Origin of the sequence: Streptomyces sp. NPDC060000, assembly GCF_042737375.1 — a bacterium.
In the GTDB taxonomy this organism is placed as follows: Bacteria; Actinomycetota; Actinomycetes; order Streptomycetales; family Streptomycetaceae; genus Streptomyces.
The window spans coordinates 141,952-161,938 of the sequence record NZ_JBHWUU010000008.1; the positions used below are offsets into that span (position 1 = coordinate 141,952).

10 protein-coding genes and 1 pseudogene are annotated in these 19,987 nt (G+C 74.7%); 7 read left to right on the forward strand and 4 right to left on the reverse strand.

The features are described from left to right. Window positions 1–221: 221 nt before the first annotated feature. The 7 genes from ACFWBB_RS07230 (at window position 222) to ACFWBB_RS07260 (ending at window position 16,634) form a co-directional block, all read left to right on the forward strand. The gene (locus ACFWBB_RS07230; protein WP_385268000.1) at window positions 222–7,595 is read left to right on the forward strand and encodes an SDR family oxidoreductase; all 7,374 of its coding nucleotides are present in this window, start codon (window positions 222–224) and stop codon (window positions 7,593–7,595) included. A 43-nt stretch (window positions 7,596–7,638) separates the two neighbouring features. After that, complete coding sequence (locus tag ACFWBB_RS07235; protein ID WP_385268002.1) at window positions 7,639–12,159, forward strand: beta-ketoacyl synthase N-terminal-like domain-containing protein; 4,521 nt, start codon at window positions 7,639–7,641, stop codon at window positions 12,157–12,159. A 107-nt stretch (window positions 12,160–12,266) separates the two neighbouring features. After that, window positions 12,267–12,524: an acyl carrier protein gene (locus ACFWBB_RS07240; protein WP_385268035.1), complete on the forward strand. Its 258-nt coding sequence runs from the start codon at window positions 12,267–12,269 to the stop codon at window positions 12,522–12,524. A gap of 3 nt (window positions 12,525–12,527) precedes the next feature. Then, window positions 12,528–13,343 carry an alpha/beta fold hydrolase gene (locus ACFWBB_RS07245; protein ID WP_385268004.1) on the forward strand — a complete coding sequence of 272 codons (816 nt, stop codon included), beginning with the start codon at window positions 12,528–12,530 and terminating at the stop codon, window positions 13,341–13,343. Continuing rightward, window positions 13,340–14,515: a glycosyltransferase gene (locus ACFWBB_RS07250; protein ID WP_385268006.1), complete on the forward strand. Its 1,176-nt coding sequence runs from the start codon at window positions 13,340–13,342 to the stop codon at window positions 14,513–14,515. The genes ACFWBB_RS07245 and ACFWBB_RS07250 overlap by 4 nt, the downstream gene beginning before the upstream one ends. Beyond that, on the forward strand, window positions 14,512–15,579 hold the full coding sequence (locus tag ACFWBB_RS07255; protein WP_385268008.1) for a class I SAM-dependent methyltransferase: 1,068 nt from the start codon (window positions 14,512–14,514) through the stop codon (window positions 15,577–15,579). The genes ACFWBB_RS07250 and ACFWBB_RS07255 overlap by 4 nt, the downstream gene beginning before the upstream one ends. Before the next feature lie 101 nt (window positions 15,580–15,680). Beyond that, window positions 15,681–16,634, forward strand: a complete 954-nt coding sequence (locus tag ACFWBB_RS07260; RefSeq protein ID WP_385268010.1) for an alpha/beta hydrolase fold domain-containing protein — start codon at window positions 15,681–15,683, stop codon at window positions 16,632–16,634. A 196-nt stretch (window positions 16,635–16,830) separates the two neighbouring features. Here ACFWBB_RS07260 and lhgO read toward each other — a convergent pair whose 3' ends face one another. From lhgO to ACFWBB_RS07280, 4 genes and pseudogenes are all read right to left on the reverse strand, one after another. Continuing rightward, a complete protein-coding gene (gene lhgO / locus ACFWBB_RS07265) occupies window positions 16,831–18,030 on the reverse strand; it encodes an L-2-hydroxyglutarate oxidase (protein WP_385268012.1) in 1,200 nt (399 codons plus the stop codon). 36 nt (window positions 18,031–18,066) lie between these two features. After that, on the reverse strand, window positions 18,067–18,279 hold the full coding sequence (locus tag ACFWBB_RS07270) for a hypothetical protein (protein WP_385268014.1): 213 nt from the start codon (window positions 18,277–18,279) through the stop codon (window positions 18,067–18,069). A gap of 227 nt (window positions 18,280–18,506) precedes the next feature. Further along, a pseudogene (locus tag ACFWBB_RS07275) lies at window positions 18,507–18,749 on the reverse strand (aldehyde dehydrogenase family protein); the annotation flags it as partial. A 247-nt stretch (window positions 18,750–18,996) separates the two neighbouring features. Next, window positions 18,997–19,785 carry an alpha/beta fold hydrolase gene (locus ACFWBB_RS07280; RefSeq protein WP_385268016.1) on the reverse strand — a complete coding sequence of 263 codons (789 nt, stop codon included), beginning with the start codon at window positions 19,783–19,785 and terminating at the stop codon, window positions 18,997–18,999. Between the last annotated feature and the right edge of the window lie 202 nt (window positions 19,786–19,987).

Here is a 19,987-nt window from a genome sequence, read left to right on the forward strand (position 1 = left end):
CCCTGGCCCACGCCCGCGACTGACCGAATCGTTGCGGCTGGTTACCGGCCGGTCGTTCGAACGTTGACCAGTGAGTAATAAGCGCACTACCTTTCAACGCGTTTCGAGCACGCGCTTTAGAACGGCGTTCCGCGGTGTACCTCTGCCCGCTGGAATCCGGTGAGCCGCCTTTGCTGTCCCGAACCCCCCACCGTGCAGTCTCACCCTTGATTCGGAGAATCATGACGTCCGCTGTGCGTTCCGAGGACATGATCATCGGCATCACTCCTTTCGGCGAACCCGACGCCGGGCTCGCCCTGGCGATCGGCCGGGCCGGCGGGCTCGGCGTGCTCGACCTGGGATCCGGTGACCGAAGATCCCGCGAGGCCCTGGCACATCTGCGCCGGGCCTCCCCCGGGGCCTTCGGGGTCCGGATCGGCGCGAACTGCCGGCTCACCCCCGCCGACCTGGAGCCCGGCGGCCCGCACACGGTGGTCCTCAGTACGGAAGTGGCACAGGCCTCCGGCACCGCGGCCACCGACGCGACGCGCTGGCCGGCAGGCGACCTCTCTGCGCGCTACCGCGTACTGGTCGAAGTCACCGATCTGGCGGGCGCGCGGGACGCGTTACGCGCCGGAGCACACGGCCTGATCGCCCGGGGCGCCGAGTGCGGTGGCCGGATCGGCGAACTGAGCACCTTCGTCCTGCTCCAGCAGCTCCTCGCGGCACCCGAGGTGACCTCCCCAGTGTGGGCGTGCGGCGGCATCGGGCCGCGCACGGCCGCCGCCGCGGTGGCCGGCGGCGCGACCGGCGTCGTCCTGGACAGCCAGCTCGCGCTGCTCGCCGAGTCGGCGCTCCCCGAACCCGCCGCCGCGGCGCTGCGCACCCTGGACGGCTCGGAGACCGTGGTCCTCGCCGGACACCGCGTCCTGCGGCGGCGCGGCCCGGACGCCCCGCAGGTCGCACCGGACGCGGGACCGCGGGCGGTGGCGGCACTGCTGGGCGCGCAGGACCCACGCACCCAGCTGCTCCCGGTGGGCCAGGACGGCTTCCTCGCCGCCCGGTTCGCCGAGCGCTGGGGTGACGTACGGCGGACCGTGCGAGCGCTGCGGGAAGCGGTCCTGGGCGCCGTACGCGACGACACGGCCGTACGGGCGCTGCGCGCCGGGTCGCCGATGAGCCGGGCGCTCGGGACGCGCCTGCCTCTCGCGCAGGGGCCGATGACCAGGGTGAGCGACGGGGCCGCGTTCGCCGCGGCGGTGGCGGCCGACGGGGCGCTGCCCTTCCTCGCCCTGGCCCTGGCGGACGGCGCGCGGACGCGGGCGATGCTCGCCGAGACCCGGGACGCGGTGGCCGGCCGGCCCTGGGGCGTGGGCGTGCTCGGCTTCGCGCCGGAGGACGTGCGCACCGCACAGCTGGAGGCCGTACGGGAGCTGCGGCCGACGCACGCGATCATCGCGGGCGGACGGCCGTCCCAGGCGCAGGCGCTGGAGCGGGACGGCATCCGGACCTTCCTGCACGTGCCGTCGCCGGGGCTGCTGCGGCAGTTCCTGGAGGCCGGGACGCGCCGGTTCGTGTTCGAGGGCTCGGAGTGCGGAGGGCACATCGGGCCGCGCGGCAGCTTTCCGCTCTGGGAGGCCCAACTCGCCGTCCTGGAAGACCATGTGACAGGCCGCAAGGGCGACGACCTCGAGGTGTTCTTCGCCGGCGGAGTGCACGACGAGCGGTCGGCGGCGATGGTCGCCGCGCTCGCCGCGCCGCTGACCGCACGCGGAGCGGCCGTCGGCTTGCTGATGGGCACCGCGTACCTGTTCACGGAGGAGGCGGTCGCTCACGGCGCGATCCGGCCGCTCTTCCAGCGGCAGGTCGTGGACGCCGAGCGCACCACCCTCCTGGAGTCGGCGCCCGGTCACGCCACCCGCTGCGTGCCGAGCCCGTTCGCCGCCGGCTACCGCGACCAGGCGACCCGGCTGCGCGCCGAGGGCGCGGGGGACCGGCAGATCTGGGAAGGCCTGGAACGGCTCAACGTCGGCCGGCTGCGCATCGCGAGCAAGGGCGTGACCCGGGACGCCGACGGCGCCCTCACCCCCGTCGACGAGCGACGTCAGCTCGCCGAGGGGATGTTCATGGCCGGGGAGGTGGCCGTGCTGCGCTCGGCGACCACCACGCTCGCCGCGCTGCACGAGTCCGTGACGACCGGCGCGGCCGAGCATCTCGCTCGGCGCGCCGCCGAGTCGGGCTTCGCGGCACAGGGACGGGAGCCTGCCGCCCCGGCCCCGCTGGACATCGCGGTCGTCGGCATGGCGTGCATGTTCCCGCAGGCGCCCGACCTGCCCACCTTCTGGGCGAACGTGGTCGGGGGCGTGGACGCGGTCGGCGAGGTGCCGGCCGACCGCTGGGACCCGGCCGTCCACCACGGCACGTACACCCCGTCGAAATGGGGCGGCTTCCTGCCCCGCATCCCCTTCGACCCACTGCGGTACGGGATCCCGCCCGCGTCGCTCGGCAGCATCGAGCCGGTGCAGCTGCTCTCCCTGGAGGCGGCCCGGCGCGCGCTGGAGGACGCCGGATACGGCGACGGGGAGCGGGAGTTCGACCGGTCCCGCACCTCGGTGGTGTTCGGCGCGGAGGCGGGCAGCGACCTGTCGAACGCGGCCACGCTGCGGGCGGTGCTGCCCTCCTACCACGGCGAGGTCCCGGCGGGCCTGGACGAGCAGCTCCCGCAGCTCACCGAGGACTCCTTCCCCGGCATGCTCGCCAACGTCATCTCCGGGCGGATCGCCAACCGGCTCGACCTCGGCGGCGCCAACTACACCGTCGACGCCGCCTGCGCCTCCTCGCTGGCCGCGGTGGACGTCGCCTGCAAGGAGCTCGTCGGCGGCACCTCCGACGTGGTGCTGTGCGGCGGCGCCGACCTGCACAACGGCATCAACGACTACGTCCTCTTCTCCTCCGTGCACGCCCTGTCCCCCACCGGCCGCTCCCGCGCCTTCGACGGTTCGGCGGACGGCATCGCCCTCGGCGAGGGCGTGGCCTGCGTCGTCCTCAAGCGGCTCGCGGACGCCGAACGCGACGGAGACCGGATCTACGGCGTCATCAAGGGCCTCGGCTCCTCCAGCGACGGCCGGTCCCTAGGCCTGACCGCGCCCAGGCCCGAGGGTCAGCGTTCGGCCCTGGAACGCGCCTACCGCAACGCGGGCGTCTCACCGGCCGACGTCGGACTCGTCGAGGCGCACGGCACCGGGACCGTGGTCGGCGACCGCACCGAACTGCGCGTCCTCAGCGAGGTGTTCGGCGAGGCCGGGGCGAAGCCGGGCGGCTGTGTGATCGGCTCGGTGAAGTCGCAGATCGGACACACCAAGTGCGCCGCCGGACTCGCCGGTCTGATCAAGACACTGCTGGCCCTGCACACGGGCGTCAGGCCGCCCACCCTGCACGTCGAGGCCCCCAACGCGGCCTGGGAGCCGGAGGAAAGCCCCTTCGCCTTCCATGCGCGGGCCCGGCCCTGGGCCGCGCCCCCGGAGGAACGGGTCGCCGGGGTCAGCGCCTTCGGCTTCGGTGGCACCAACTTCCATGTGGTGCTGGGTGCTTACGCCGGTGGAGTGCCGCCGGTGCGAGGACTGGACGCCTGGCCGGCCGAACTGTTCGTCTTCCGTGGGCGGGACGCGGCCGCGGCCCGCCGTGCGGTGGACGAACTCCTGACGGCGGCGGAGGCGGAAGGCCGGCCGTGGCGCCTGCGGGACCTGGCGCTCAGCGCGGCGCGGCGCTCGGACGCGAGCGGGGAACCGGCGCAGGTCGCGATCGTGGCGACGGACCTGGACGACCTGGTCGGCAAGTTGCGGCGGGTGTCGGCCGATCCTGCCGGGCTCGACACCGCGCCCGGGATCCACCGGGCCGCGGACGACGAGCCCGGTGACGGCAAGGTCGCCTTTCTCTTCCCCGGCCAGGGCAGCCAGCGCACCGGCATGCTCGCCGACCTGTTCGTCACCTTCCCCGAGCTGCGCCCCTATCTGGAGCTCGGACGCGCCCACGCCGACACGCTGTACCCCCCGGCCGCCTTCGCCGAGGCCGTACGTGACCGCCAGCAGAGCGCGCTGACCGACACCCGGGTGGCGCAGCCGGCCCTCGGCATCGCCGGGCTCGCCGCACACGCCGTGCTCACCGCGGCCGGCGTACGGCCGGACATGGCCGCAGGCCACAGCTACGGCGAGCTGGTCGCCCTCTGCGCGGCCGGCGCCCTGAGCCCCGAAACCCTGCTGGAACTGAGCGCGGAACGGGCGGCGGCGATTCTCGCCGCCGCGGGGGTGACCGGGGCTGCCGGGATCGACGGGGCCACCGGGATCACGGAGGCTGCCGGGGTCGACGGGGCCACCGGGGATGACGGGGCCACCGGGGTCACGGAGGCTGCCGGGGTCGACGGGATCACGGGGGCCGCCAGGGTCGACGCGGCCGCCGGGATCACGGCGGCCGCCGACCCCACCGAGTCCACCGGAACCATCGCATCCGCCACGTCCACCGTGTTCGCCGGCGCCACCGCGGGCCATACCGCGGGCGCCACCGCGTCGGCCGACTCCAACGGGTCAACCGGCACCACCACGTCCGCCGGAGGCTCCGCGCAGTCCGGCTCCGCCGGAGGCACCCCGCCCGCCGGAGGCGATCCAGGGGCCATGGCTGCCGTCGCGGCCGGCGCCCAGGACGTGGTGCGGGCCCTCGAGGCGGCGCGGGCGCCGGACTCCGTGGTCGTCGCCAACCGCAACTCGCCCCGGCAGACGGTCATTTCGGGCCCCACCGACGCCGTCACCGAGACCGTACGTCTGCTGCGCGAAGCCGGTCTCGGGGCCAAGCGCATCCCCGTGGCCTGCGCCTTCCACAGCCCGCTGGTCGCCGGCGCCGCCGACCGGTTCGCCGAAGCGCTCGCGGCCCGGCCGGTGCACGCGCCCGAGTTCCCGGTGTGGTCCAACCGCACGGCCGCACCGTACCCCGCCGACCCGGACGCGGTACGGGCCGGACTCGCCGCCCAGATCGGGGCCCCGGTCGCCTTCGTCGAGCAGATCGAGGCGATGTACGAGGCGGGCGCGCGCACCTTCGTCGAAGCCGGTCCCGGTTCGGTGCTCACCCGGCTGGTCGGGCAGATCCTAGGCGACCGTCCGCACCGCACGGTGGCCTGCGAACCCCGCCCCGGCGGCGGTCTGCGCGACTGGCTCGACGCCCTGGCCCGGCTCGCCGTCGCGGGCCGGCCGGTACGCGCCGGTTGGCTGCTGCGCGGCCGGGACGCGGTCGACGCGGTACGGACCCCGGTCCCGAAGCGGCCCGGCTGGACGGTCGACGGACAGTTGGTCCGCACCGCCGCCGGCGCCCTCCTGCCCGGTGCGCTCGCACCGGCCCGACGAGTCGTGGAACCCATCGAGAGGACCGTGGCGACTGTGCCGACGAACCCCCCGCACGGCGTCCCGTCCGACCGGGACGCGCTCATCTCCGAATTCCTGCGCACCAGCCGGGAGATGATCGCCGCCCAACGGGACGTGCTGCTCACCTACTTCGGGGCCACGCCGGGCACACAGCCCGCCCCGCCCGTGGCGGCGGCTGCGCCGATGATCCAGGCGGTCCCCCAACTCCCCACGGCGCAACCGGCGGTGGCCCCCGCGGCACCCCAACCAGGGCCGGGGCCGGTGTCGAGCCCGGCGCCCGCACCGGAGTCCGCTCCACCCCGGCCCGCCGGGCCCGCCGACGTCCTACAGGTGGTGCTGGAGATCATCAGCGAGCGCACCGGCTACCCCGTCGACATGATCGAGCCCGACCTCGACCTCGAGGCGGATCTCAGCATCGACTCCATCAAACGGGCCGAGATCGCGGGCGAGTTGGCCAGACGGCTGGGCGCCGGGGCCGGGGCGGACCTCACGTCGATGGACGACGACGAGTTGGAGGAGCTGGCGAAGGCGCGCACGGCCGCCGCGGTGACCGACTGGCTGACCGCCCGCCTGGGCGCGCCGGACGCATCCGCACCCACCCCCACCACCCCCGCTCCCCCTGTTCAGCCCGTCGGGGCCATCGCGGCTGCGGCGACTGGGGCAGCCGTGGAACCCGAGACGTCTTCGATGGTCACGCGCGAGGTGACCGGCGAGCCGCCCAGGAGGCATGTGCTGCGACCGGTCCTGCTCGACGGCGGGACCGGCGACCGGGCCGGGGAAGGCGGCGAGGCCTCCCCCGCCGCGCTCTCCGCCGCGCTCGCCGGCACCCGCTGGACCCTCCTGGGCGAGGCCCCCGAAGTGGCGGCCCGGCTGCTGTCCCACGGTGCCGAGGTCGACGTACGGGCCCGGGACCATGTGCTGACGGAGGCGGACGGGCCGGTCGACGGCGTGCTGTATCTCGGAGCCCTCGCGGGCGCCGGCGACAGCCCCGTGCTGCCGGACGCGTTCCCCGTCCTGCAGGCGGCCCTGGCGCGCGGCCCGCGCCGGCTGCTCGCCGTCCGCGGCGCCGACGGCGGGACACCCGACCCCCGCACCGCGGGGCTGCGCGGCCTGTTCCGGACGGTGGCACGCGAGTATCCGGAGACCGTCGCCCGGGTGGTCGACCTCGACGACGTCTCGCCGTCCGCCGTCGCGGACGCCGTGGTCGCGGAGGCCGTCGCGCCGGACCGCACCCCGGTCGTACTGCGGACGGCGGCCGGCCGGCACGGCTTCGAGCTGGTGGAGGCGCCGCTCGGCGCGCTCGGCAGCACGGGCGCCGGACCGGCAGGGGACGGGGCCGCGGAGGCGGCGGCGGTGGGACTGGACCGGGACTCGGTGGTGCTGCTCGCGGGCGGGGCCCGGGGGATCACCGCCCAGTTCGCCGCCACGCTCGCCGGTGCCGCCCGCTGCCGTCTGGAGCTGCTCGGCCGTACGCCCGCGCCGGACGGTCCCGAGGACGCGGACACCGCGGCCGCCCGCACCCCGGCCGAGCTGCGCGCCGCGCTCGCCGCCCGCGGCGGCACGAAACCGGCGGACATCAACCGGGCCGCCGAACTCCTGCTGGCCCAGCGGGAGATCGCGGCCACGCTCGCGGAACTCACGGCGCTCGGCGGCCGGGCCCGCTACCGCTCCGTCGACTTCCGGGAGCCCGGGGCGGTGCTCCAGGCGGTGAAGGAGATCCATGCCGAGCACGGCCGGCTCGACGGCGTGGTGCACGCGGCCGGAGTGATCGAGGACCGGCTCGTCGCGGAGAAGACCGCCGAGTCCTTCCAGCGGGTCTACGGCACCAAGGCGACCGGCGCGGACGCCCTGCTCACCGCGCTGGAGGAGCTGCCCGCCGCACCCGTGTTCACCGTGCTGTTCGGCTCGATCTCGGCCGTCCTGGGCAACCGGGGCCAGGTGGACTACGCGGCCGCCAACGACGCGCTGGAGACCCTCGGCGCGGCCTTCGCCGCCCGTACCGGGCGCCGTGCGGTGACCGTGCACTGGGGTCCGTGGGCGCCCGCGGCGGGTCACGCCGGCATGGTGGGCGTGGAACTGGCACGTGAGTACGCGCGGCGCGGCATCCGGCTGATCGATCCCGAGGAGGGGACCGCGGCGCTGCTGCGGGAGCTGGCCTGGGGCGACGAGTCGGCCACCGCCGTCGTCTACACGGCCTCGGGCTGGTGACGGCGCGGTGACGTCACCCCAACGGCTGCACAGGCGCGCCGCCGTGACGACCACTCAGGTCCCGGTCGCCATCGTCGGCATGGCCGTGCTGCTGCCGGGCGCCGCCGACCTGGACGCGTACTGGCGCAACCTGCGGGACGGCGTGGACGCGATCGGCGCGGTGCCGGAGGGGCGCTGGGACGCCGAGTACTACCGTCCCGGCACCGCGTCCGATCCCGCCGTCGCGGACCGGGTGTACGCACGGCGGGGCGGGTTCGTGGACGGGCTGGCGGAGGTGGAGGTCACCCGGTTCGGGATCATGCCCCACTCGGTGGCCGGGACCGAGCCGGACCAGCTGATCGCGCTGCATGTGGCCTCGGCCGCGCTCGACGACGCGGGCGGCCCGGACCGGCTCCCCGACCCTGGGCGGGCAGGCGTCGTCCTCGGCCGGGGTGGCTACCTCACCCCGGGCCTGGTCCGGCTCGACCAGCGGGTCCGTACGGCCGGCCAACTCGTGCGTACGCTCGGCGAGTTGCTGCCGGACCTGACCCCCGACCAACTCGGCCGCGTGCGGACGGCGTTCACCGAGCGGCTCGGGCCGGACAGTCCCGAGTCGGCGATCGGCCTGGTGCCCAATCTGGCCGCCTCCCGGATCGCCAACCGGCTCGACCTGCGCGGTCCCGCGTACACCGTGGACGCGGCCTGCGCGTCCTCGCTGGTCGCCGTGGACCAGGCGGTGGGCGAACTCGCCTCCGGGCGCTGCGACCTGATGCTCGCGGGAGGCGTCCACCACTGTCACGACATCACGCTGTGGAGCGTCTTCTCCCAGCTCCGCGCCCTCTCCCCCAGCCAGCGCATCCGCCCCTTCCACCGGGACGCCGACGGCATCCTGATCGGTGAGGGGACGGGCGTCGTCGTCCTCAAGCGGCTGGTTGACGCCGAACGCGACGGCGACCGTGTCTACGCCGTGATCCGGGGTACCGGGGTGGCCAGCGACGGCCGGGCGGCCGGGCTGGTCAACCCCGATCCGGGCGGTCAGGCACAGGCCGTGCGGCAGGCGTGGCGGGCCGCCGGGCTGGACCCGGCCGAGCCCGGCTCCCTGGGTCTGCTGGAGGCGCACGGCACCGCGACCCCGGCGGGCGACGGAGCCGAACTGGCCACCCTCGCGGAGGTGTTCGGCCCCGGCGACGGTGAAGCCGTCCTGGGATCGGTCAAGTCGATGATCGGGCACACCATGCCCGCCGCCGGGGTCGCCGGCCTGGTCAAGGCCGCGCTCGCCGTCCACCACGGCACGCTGCTGCCGACGCTGCACTGCGACGACCCGCACCCCGCCCTGGCCCGCACCCGGTTCCGCACCCTGGAGAAGGCCGCCGACTGGGAGGCGACCGCGGGGCAGCCCTTACGCCGGGCCGCCGTCAACGCGTTCGGGTTCGGCGGGATCAACGCGCATGTGGTGCTGGAGGAGGCGCCGGGGGCCCGCGGATCGCGCCCGACGGCGCTGTCCCGCCCGGTCCTGGCGGTCGCCGAACCCGAGCGCGTCCTGCTGCTGGCCGCCGACTCCCCCGCGCGTCTCGCCGCCCTCCTGGACGCCGACGACGACACCGTACGGGCCGCCGGACTCGCCCCCTCGCAACCGCACCCCGACGCGGGACCGGCCCGCCTCGGCATCGTCGAGCCGACCGCGAAGCGGCTCGCTCTGGCCCGCCGCACGGTCGCCGCGCGGCGTGCCTGGCACGGCCGCAGTGACGTCTGGTTCCGGCCGGGCCCCCTGCTGGGCGCCGGCGGGGGCACCCTGGCGTTCCTGTTCCCCGGCCTGGAGGGCGACTTCACCCCGCAGGTCGACGACGTCGCCGCCCACTTCGGGCTGCCCGCCCCCTCGGTCGCCGGGGACCGGACCGGCGACGTGGGCCGCCACGGGTTCGGTGTCGTCGCCGTCGGCCGGCTCCTCGACGCCGCGCTGCGCCGCAGCGGGGTCGTGCCGGACGCGGTCGCAGGGCACAGCGTGGGCGAATGGACGGCGATGGCGGCGGCCGGGCTGTACGCCGGGGACGAGGTCGACGCGTTCATGGCGGGTTTCGACCCGGACGCGGTGTCGGTTCCCGGGCTGGCCTTCGGCGCGATCGGCGCGTCCGCCGAGCGCGTGCTGGCCGCCCTGCGTGACGAGGGCGGCTCCGGGGCGGGCCTGGTGCTCTCCCACGACAACGCGCCCGGCCAGTCCATGGTGTGCGGCCCGGAGCCGGCGGTGGAGGACTTCGTGCGGGCCTTCCGCGCGCAGGGGGTGCTCAGCCAGGTGCTGCCCTTCCGGTCCGGCTTCCACACGCCCATGCTGGAGCCGCACCTCGGTCCGATCAAGGAGGCAGCGGACCGGTTCCGGCTGCATCCGCCGCACACCCCTCTCTGGTCGGGGACGACGGCCGCGCCCTTCCCCGAGGACGAGGCGGGGATACGGTCCCTGTTCGTCCGCCATCTGCTGGAACCCGTCCGCTTCCGGCAGCTGGCCGAGGCGTTGTACACGGCCGGACACCGGGTGTACGTCCAGGTCGGTCCCGGTCAGCTCGGCTCCCTGGTCGCCGACACCCTGGGCGGCCGGGACCACCTGGTCGTCGCCGCCAACTCGCCCCATCGCACCGGCCTCGCCCAGCTGCGCCGGGTCGCCACCGCGCTGTGGACGGCGGGGGCGGCGGTGGCGCCCGCCCTTGCGCCCGCCGCGGCCCACGAGACCCTGCGCACCCGCACCGGACGTGTACAACGCCCGCCGGTGCGACTGGACCTGGGCGGCGGGCTGGTGTCCCTCGCGCCGCAGCGGCTGACCGAACTGCGTGCCGAGCTGATCGAACCGCGTGCCGGGGTGCGCTCCCCCGCCCGGGCGCCGGGATCCGTCGGTCCGTCGCCACTGGACGCCCTCGTCGAGGGCTCGCCGATGGCCGCCGAACTGTCCGCCCTGCTCCACGAGACGGCGGACACGGCCGCCGCCCTCATGACCGCGAGAGCCACGGTTCCCGCGGCCGCAGGGCGGGCCGGCCCGTGGCACAGCAGCGTCCATGTCTCCCCCGACACCATGCCCTACCTGCTGGACCACTGCTTCTTCCCCCAGCGGCCCGGCTGGCCCGAGGTCGCCGACCGCTGGCCGGTCGTCCCGGCGACGACGATCGTGCAGCACATCGTGGACGCCGCACAGCGCGCCGCCCCCGGCCGGGTGCCGGTCGCCGTGCACGGCGCACGGTTCGAGGAGTGGCTCACCGCCACGCCCGCCGTCGACGTGGCGGTGACCGTGACGGCCGAAGGCCAGGACCGGCTCGCCGTCTCCTTCGGCCCGCGGGCCCGCGCCACCGTCGAACTGGCCGCCGACCACGCCTTCCCGCCCCCCGCTCCGTGGCCCGTCGACCCCGGTGCCGAGCGCGTCCCGGACCACACCGCCGCCCAGCTCTACGACGAGCGCTGGATGTTCCACGGCCCGGCGTTCCGGGGCGTCACGGAGCTCACCGCGATCGGCGACCGCCATGTGCGCGGAGTGATCACCACCCCGCCCGCACCCGGCGCGCTGCTGGACAACGTCGGCCAGATCCTGGGCTACTGGATCATGGCGACCCGTACGGAACGGACCGTCGTGTTCCCGGTGGGGATGCGGGAGATGCGCTTCCACGGGCCGCATCCGGCGCCGGGGAGCGAGGTGGGGTGCCTGGTGCGGATCACGGCGCTCACCGACGCGTTCCTCGAGGCCGACGTGCAGCTGACGGTCGGGGGCACGGTCTGGGCGGAGCTGTACGGCTGGCAGGACCGCCGCTTCGACAACGACCCGAAGACCCGGCCCGTCGAGCGCTTCCCGGAACACCACACCCTGTCCGAGACCCGGCCCGGCGGCTGGCAGTTGCTGCACGAGCGGTGGCCGGACCTGGCGTCCCGCGAGCTGATCATGCGCAACTCCCTGGGCGGCGTGGAACGTTCGCAGTACGCGGAGCACGCGCCGCGTGGGCGCCGGCAGTGGCTGCTGGGCCGGATCGCGGTCAAGGACGCGGTACGGCGGTGGCTGTGGGACCAGGGCGAGGGCCCGGTCTTCCCGGCGGAGCTGAGGGTGTGCAACGACGAGTCCGGCCGTCCGTACGTCACCGGCGTGCACGGCCGCGTGCTGCCCGCGCTGGACGTCTCGCTGGCGCACTGCGCGGAGGCGGGCGTCGCGATCGTCCGCCCGCACACGCCGGGTCCCGGCCCGGGGATCGACATCGAGGAGGTCACCGACCGCGCTCCGGAGACCCTCACCGCGGCCCTCGGCGAGGCCGAACTGCTGCTGCTGCGCCGCCTGTCGGCGGACACCGGCGACTCCGGGTCCCTGTGGTTCACCCGCTTCTGGGCGGCGAAGGAAGCCGTCGCGAAGGCGGAGGGCACCGGATTCGGGGGCAGGCCGAGGGACTTCGCGGTGCTCGACGCGAGCCCGGCCGGCGACCGGCTGACCGTCGCGGGCCGCCTGGAACGCGCCTACCCCGTGCACTGCGCACCCGCCGCCAACCCGTCCCGGCTGCCGGACCGTTCGTACGTAGTGGCCTGGACGACGGGACACCCGACCGCAGAGGAGTACGACGCCCGATGACACCCCCCCCCCCCGGCACCTCCACCCCCGGCACCCCCACCCCCGGCACGCCCGCCACCGCCCCCGTCACCGCCGACGAGAAGTCCGTCCTGGCCGATCTCACCGGCATGCTGGCGCGGCTCCTTCAGGACGAGTACGGCCTCGACGACATCGAGATCGACATGCGGACCACCTTCAACCGCGACCTGGAGCTGGAGAGCATCGACCTGGTCACCCTGGCGGGCCTGCTCCAGGAGCGGTACGGAGACCGGATCAACTTCGCCGAGTTCCTGGCCGGCATGGAGTTCGACGAGATCATCGAACTGACCGTCGGCCGGCTCGTCGAGTACGTCGTGACGAGTCTGAAGGCCGCGGAGGCGAGCTGAGCCATGGCGATGGTCGACACCGGCTCCGTCCGGTTGCACGTACAGCGGATCGGCCCCCGGCCCGGCCGGCCGGCCACCGCCACCGTGGTGCTGGTGCACGGTCTGCTCACCGACAGCCTGGCGAGCTACTACTTCACCGTCGCCCCGGCGTTCGCGGCCGCGGGACTCGACGTCGTCATGTACGACCTGCGCGGCCACGGCCGCAGCGAGCGCCCCGCCGAGGGGTACACGCTGGACCACAACGTCGACGACCTGGCGGCGCTGCTCGACCGGCTGGGGGTGACCGGCCCCGTGCATCTGGTCGGCAACTCCTACGGCGGCACGATCGCGTTCGGCTACGCGGCCCGTCACCCCGGGCGGGCCGCGAGCGTCAGCCTCATCGAGTCCGAACCGGCCACCGCTTCCTGGGCGGTGAAGCTCGGCGGAATCCTGGACCGGGTCGTGACCCAGCTCGCCCACAACGAGTCCGACGCGATCGCCTGGATCACCGCCAACCGCAGCCACAACACCGCCCGCCTGGCCAGGGGCGCGGCCCGGCTCGCCCGGGAGACCACCCTCGGGCAGGACATCCCGGCCAGCCAGGTTATGACGGACACTCAGATAGCGGCGGTGCGCTGCCCGGTGCTCGGTCTGTACGGCGCCGACTCGGATCTGGCCGAACTGGCGCCCTGGCTGCGGTCGGTGCTGCCGGACTGCCGGACCGTGGTGATCCCGGGGCATGAGCACTCGGTCCTGGTGGAGGCCTCAGGGACGGTCGGCGGGCACATCCTGTCCCTCGTCGACGAGGCCGGGCGGGTGGCGGCGGAGGCGGCCGGATGAGCCGGTTCCTGTTCGTCGTACCGCCGTTGACCGGTCACCTCAACCCGGCCGTCGGTGTCGCCGCCGAACTCACCGCCCGGGGACACCGGGTGGCGTGGGCCTGCGCCGATCCGGAGCTGGTCGGCCGGCTGGCCGGCCCCGGGGCCGGGGAGCACTTCGCCTGCGGCGGGGCACCGCGGGGCGAGCGGCCGGCCGACCTGCGCGGTCCCGAGGCATTGAAGTTCCTGTGGGAGTGGTATCTGCTGCCGCTCGCCGAGGCGATGGCGCCGGGCGTGCGGGCGGCCGCCGAGGCGTTCCGGCCGGATGTCGTCGTAGCCGACCAGCAGGCCTTCGCCGGCGCGCTGGTCGCGGAGCGGCTGGGCCTGCCGTGGGCGACCTCGGCGACCACCACGGCCGAGTTCACGGACCCCCTCTCCGGGCTGCCCAAGGTCAGGGAGTGGCTGGACCGGCGGCTGGCCGCACTGCGGTCCGCGATCGGGGATCCGGCGGGCACCGCCGACCCCCGCTTCTCGCCGCACCTCGTCCTGGCCTTCAGCACACCGGAGTTGGCGGGCGACGCGCACGGGGGCGTGCGCTGGGTCGGCCCGTCGATCGCGGCCCGCCCGTCCGCGTCCGACTTCCCCTGGGAGTGGCTGGACGGCGGTCGCGCCACCGTACTGGTCACACTCGGCACCGCGAACACCGATGTCGGCGGGCGGTTCCTCGACGTGTGCCGGAGTGTCCTGCGGGAGCGGGCCGACCGGGTGCAGGGTGTGATCGTCGATCCGGGCGGCACGCTGGAGCCCCGGGGCGACGACAAGGACGTGCTGATCGTGCCGAACGTGCCTCAACTCGCCCTGCTGGAACGACTGGGACGGGAAACGGGCGCGGTGGTCTGCCATGCCGGGCACAACAGCGTGTGCGAGGCCCTGTGGCACGGGGTCCCTCTCGTCGTGGCGCCGATCCGCGACGACCAGCCGGTCGTGGCCGGGCAGGTCGCGGACGCGGGGGCCGGAGTGCGGGTGCGGTTCGGCCGGGTCACCGCGCGACAGCTGGGCGCTGCGGTGGACTCCGTCCTGGACGAACCCGGGTACCGCGCCGCCGCCGGCCGGATCCGTACGGCGTTCCGCGCCGCGGGCGGTTCCTCCGCCGCCGCGGTCCACCTCGAAGAACTGGCCAGGGAGTGCGCATGAGCGATGACACCAAGCCCGCCGAGCGGATCGCCGGGCTGCGTCCCGGCTACCGGGCGGATCTCGCGGCCGGTCCGGCCCGCTTCTTCGAGCCCCGGCGCACCAGTTGCCCGTGGTGCGGTGCGGAGGCGCTGACCACCCGCTTGCGCACCACCGACCTGCTCCAGCACAAGCCGGGCCGCTTCGTCCTGGACCGCTGCGAGGGCTGCGGGCACACCTTCCAGAACCCACGGCTGAGCGCCGAGGGCCTGGAGTTCTACTACCGGGACTTCTACGACGGGCTGGGCGAGAAGAAGCTCGGGGACACCTTCGGAAGCCGTACGAAGATGTACCGGGGGCGGGCCGAGTCGATGCTGCCGCACGACCCCGGGCCGAAGACCTGGCTGGACGTCGGCACGGGCCACGGTCACTTCTGCGCGGCCGCCCGGGAGGTACTGCCCGGAACGGCGTTCGACGGGCTCGACTTCACCGACGGCGTCGAACTCGCCGAGCGGGAGGGCCGGGTGGAGCGCGGCTACCGGGGCAGCTTCCCGGAGCTCGCGCCCGAACTCGTGGCCCGCTACGACGTGGTGAGCATGTTCCACTACCTGGAGCACAGCACCGACCCCGATCGCGAACTGCGGGCCGCGCGCGAGACGGTACGGCCCGGCGGCCATCTGCTCATCGAGGTGCCGGACCCCGAGAGCCGCTACGCGCGGCTCCTCGGCCGCTGGTGGCTGCCCTGGCTCCAGCCGCAGCATCTGCACTTCGTACCGGTGGCCAACCTCCGGGAACGGCTCACGGACCTGGGCTTCACGGTGGTGGCGGAGCAGCACGCCGAGCCGCACGACCCGGTCGACCTGCTGGCCGCCGTATGGCTGGCGCTGGACCACGCGGCGCCGCGTGACGACGCGCCGTGGCTGCCCGAGCCGCCGAACGCGCTGCGCCGCACGCTGCGCGCGGCGCTGCTGGTCGCCGGGATTCCCGCGCTGATCGTGGGCACCCTGCTCGACCGGTTCGCGGTGCGTCCGCTGTCGCACCGGCTGGGTGTGTCCAACGCGTACCGGATCGTGGCCCGGCGGGACTGACGGACGAGTGCGCGCGCGGGTCCCGCCGTGTTAGCTTCCCTGCGTTCTCTTCGACAGGAATCCTGGCGATCGACGGTACGGCTCGACGAACGGAACCCCGCATGTCCATCCTGGCCAGACCGGCGGTGGCCACCCTCGCCGCCAAGACGATGCAGGGCCTCACCCGGCTGGCGAACCGCCGGAGCGGCGGCGTGGGGTCCAGCGCCTCCTGGCAGGCACGCTTTCCCGAGTACCCGCGTGACGTCACCGAGTTGACCGTCCCGACCTCCGTCGCCCCCGCTCCGGTCACGGTGTACACACCCCCGGCAGGAACGGCGACACGCCCGCCCGTGCACGTGAACTTCCATGGCGGCGGCTACATCATGTCGATGCCCGAGGTGGACGACGGGCTCTGCCGTGTCCTCGCCGCCGAGGCGGGAGTGGTCGTGGTCAACGTCAGGTACGTCGTCGCCCCGCAGTACCCGTTCCCCGCCCCGCCGACGCAGGCCTACGACGTCGTCCGCTGGGTCGCCGAGCACGGCGCGGAGCACGGCTGGGACGGCGGGCGCCTCACCGTGGGCGGGCAGAGCGCGGGCGGCGGACTCGCGGCGGCCGTGGCCCGCCAGGCGCTGGAGCAGGGCGGCCCGTCGATCGCGCTCCAGGTGCTGCACTACCCTCCCCTGGACCTCGCTACCGGCGCGAAGGGCAAGAAGGCGGCCGTCGCCAAGCCCATGCTGCGGCCCTGGATGGCCGAGGTCTTCGACACCTCGTACGTGCCGGATCCGCGCGAGCGCGCCCACCGGCTCGTCTCGCCCGCGCACGCCTCCGACACCGCCGACCTCAACGGCATCGCCCCGGCGCTGGTCATCACGGCCGAGCACGACCTGCTCAGGAACGAGGCGGTGCGCTACGCCGGGCGGCTGCGTGCGGCCGGTGCTCTCGTCGAGCATCACGACGTCAACGGAGCCGACCACGGCTACGACACCAAGGACGACGAAAAGGCCCGGGCCACCTATGCGCTGATCGCCCGGCACATCAGGTTGGCCACCAACTCCGGTTCCACACAACCGACTTGATCACCCGCCCCGCTCGTCGCCGTGTCCACCGGCCCCGGACGGCGCGGGCGCCGCACAGCAAGGACGGGCAGGCACGAAGACGGACCGGGAAGAGGACGGGCCGGGAAGAGGACGGGAGGGCGCGTCCGCCGCACCGGACGCCACCCGGGTGGCCCGAAGGCGTAGCGGTTTCCGAGCCCGCTTCCCAGCCGCTGCCTCAGGCTCGGCCGAAGACGGCTTCGGCGATGTGCCCGGCGATCGCCATGGAGGCCGTGGCGGCCGGCGAGGGCGCGTTGCGGACGGCGGTGACCCGGCCCACCCGGTGGATGCGGAAGTCGTCCACGAGGGTGCCGTCCCGGTCCAGGGCCTGGGCCCGCACGCCCGCACCGCCGCGTACGACGTCCCGGACGCCGACGCCGGGGACGTACAGCCCCGCGTCCTTCATGAAGGCGGCCGCCGAGAACGAGCCGCGGTACTCCTTGATGCCCGTACGCCAGTGCCGGGCCGCCATCCTCCAGGTGCCGGGGTAGGCGGCGAGGCCTAGCAGGTCCTTCGGGGAGGTCCGGGTGCGTGTGTACCCCTCCCTGGCCAGGGCGAGGACCGCGTTGGGGCCGACCTCCACCGAGCCGTCGACGCGAGGTGTGAAGTGGACGCCGAGGAACGGGTAGCGCGGGTCCGGCACCGGGTAGATCAGGCCCCGCACCAGGTCCGTCCGCTCCGGCCTGAGCAGCATGTACTCACCCCGGAACGGGACGATCCGCGGCTCCCGCCGGTCCCGCGCGAGAGCGGCCACGGCGTCGGAGTGCAGACCGGCGCACAGGATCAGCCGGTCCACTCGCACCGCCTCCCGCCCGGAGAAGACGTCGATACCGCCCGGCACCTCGGTGACGCCGGTGACCGGGAAGCCCGTCCGGACCTCTCCCCCGGAGCCGACGACGTCCTCGGCGAAGGCACGGGCGATCGCCGGGTAGTCGGTGATCGCGGTGCGCGGGGAGTGCAGGGCCGCGACCCCGCCGGCGTTCGGCTCGATCTCCCGGATCTCCTCGCGGGAGACCTTCCGCAGATCCGGCACATGGTTGTGCTTGGCCCGGTCGTACAGGGCGTTCATCCGGCCCAGTTCGTCCTCGCGGACCGCCACCACCAGTTTGCCGATCTCGCGGTACGGCAGCCCGCGGTCCTGGCAGTACGCGCGCAGCAGGGCGACGCCCCGTACCGTGAGGTCGGCCTTGAGGCTGCCGGGTGTGTAGTAGATGCCGGCGTGCACGACGCCCGAGTTGTGGCCGGTCTGGTGGAGCGAGACCTCCCGCTCCTTCTCGAAGACCACGACCCGGGTACCGGGCCGGCTCAGGGCGATCTCCCGGGCCGTGGCCAGACCCACGATGCCGGCGCCCACGATGCCGATCGTCTCGTCAGCCATCGGCACCTCCTCTCTGTTGTCCGCTGCTCCCGATCGTCAGCCGCCGAAGTGCACGGCGACCGTCTTGACGCGCGTGGAAAGGCGCAGGGCTTCCTCGCCCTGCTCCTGGTAGGCCGTACCGGACTCGTCGACCGTCTGGACGGCCGCGGCGAAGCCGTCGACCGCGCGCCGGACGAGGACCGGCCCGGAGACCTCCTGCCGCCAGATCGCCGTGCCGGAGGTGACGTCCCCGAGCACGGTCGGCGGCACATGGCAGCCGTGTGCCCGCTCGCCCTCGGTGTCGGCGTGGCCGCCTGAGGGCGGTGGCGCCCTGCTCGACGGCCTCGGTCAGGTCGGCGAGGACGCTGTCGCGCTGCTCGGGACCGGCGAGCGGGCACAGGGCGGTCGCCGGGTCGCTGCCCGGGCCGGCCTTCGGACGCCTCGACCTCGGCGACCGGCAGCCGGGTGGACTCCTCGTACACCGGCCGCTCGACGACGACGCGGCCGGCGGTGCGGCGCCGGTCCGCCTGCCCGAACGAAGCCGCCACGACGGCCTTCACGGCGGCCCGCAGATCGGTGTCCTTCAGCACCACCGAGGCGTTCTTCCCGTTCGACTCGCCCTGGAAACGGATGCTCCGGTCTGCTCGGCGGCGGTGAGCGAACCGGCGGCGCGCTCCACGTCGATGGTGATACCCGGAGTGGCGAGGGCGGTGCGAACCTCTTCCCTGAGGGCCCTCCACCGCCGCACGGCGGGTCCTCGGGCGGGCAGATCCCCGAGCAGGATGTTCTCGGCGGCGCTCAGGCCCCTCGCCGGCTCGCGGCGCCGCGCACGGAGGAGATGCCCGGCCTGCGGTTTAGCGCACGCTCGGCCCGTGCTGCTTCTGCCGGTCGACCTCGATCGTGCCTGCGTCGGCCTGGTGGGCGCCGGACATCACCTGCATGAGGGTCGGCTTGCCGATGAGCTCGGACGAGCGGGCCCTTCCGGGTTCAGCGCACCACTGCCGTGACCGCCTCCATGACGACGTCGGCGATCCGCGCGGGCTGTTCCACCAGGGCGAAGTGCCCGGCGTCGGGCACCGTCACGGTCCGGATCCGCGGGCAGGCCTCCAGCCCTCGCCGCTCCCCGTCCGTCAGACCGATCTCGTCATGGTCGCCGCGGACCACCCAGGCCGGGACCCCGGCCCCGCACAGCCTCGGGACCAACGACGGATAACGGCCCAGGTACGCGTAGTAGTGCCGCACCATCCGGCGGCAGTTCGTCGGATCGTTGCCGGTCATCGCCGCTGCCAGCGCCTCGGCGCGATGCGGCGGCAGCTCGCGTTTCACGCCCACGGGCAGCAGCTTGAGCGTGACGGCCCAGGCCGCGCTCCCCAGCCCGGGCACCCGGTCCACGGCGTTCAGCAGGGTCAGGAACCTCGCCTCGTCGCCGCGCGAGAAGGTGGGCGACAGCAGCACCAGCGGGCCCTTGAACAGGCCCAGCGCGGCCATCTCGAGCGCCACGTTCGCGCCGAGGCTGTGCCCCACGACCGTGTCGCAGCCGGCCTCGGCGGCGAAGTCGGCCATCAGCCGGGCGTAGTGCTCCATGGACATGTCCGCGGGCGCCTCGGTGGGGCCGAACCCCGGCTGGGTCACCGCGACCATCCCGAGTCCCGCCACCGCGGGCTCGGCCATGACGTCCGCGTAGAACTCGGTTGTGCACAGCCCGCCCGGGATCATCAGCACCCGGTGCGGGGCGTTCACCGCGCCCGCCCGGCGGACTTCCCATCGCTCACCCATACATCGAGCGTGCCGCCGGACGCGGCCGGCCGCACCCCGAGCGGGAGCGGGAGTCCGGGCGAAGCCGGCCGCACCCCGAGCGGGAGCGGGAGCCCGGGCGAACAGCGACCGCACCTCGAACGGGAGCGGGAGTCCGGGCGAAGCCGGCCGCACCCCGAGCGGGAGCGGGAGCCCGGGCGAACAGCGACCGCACCCCGAGCGG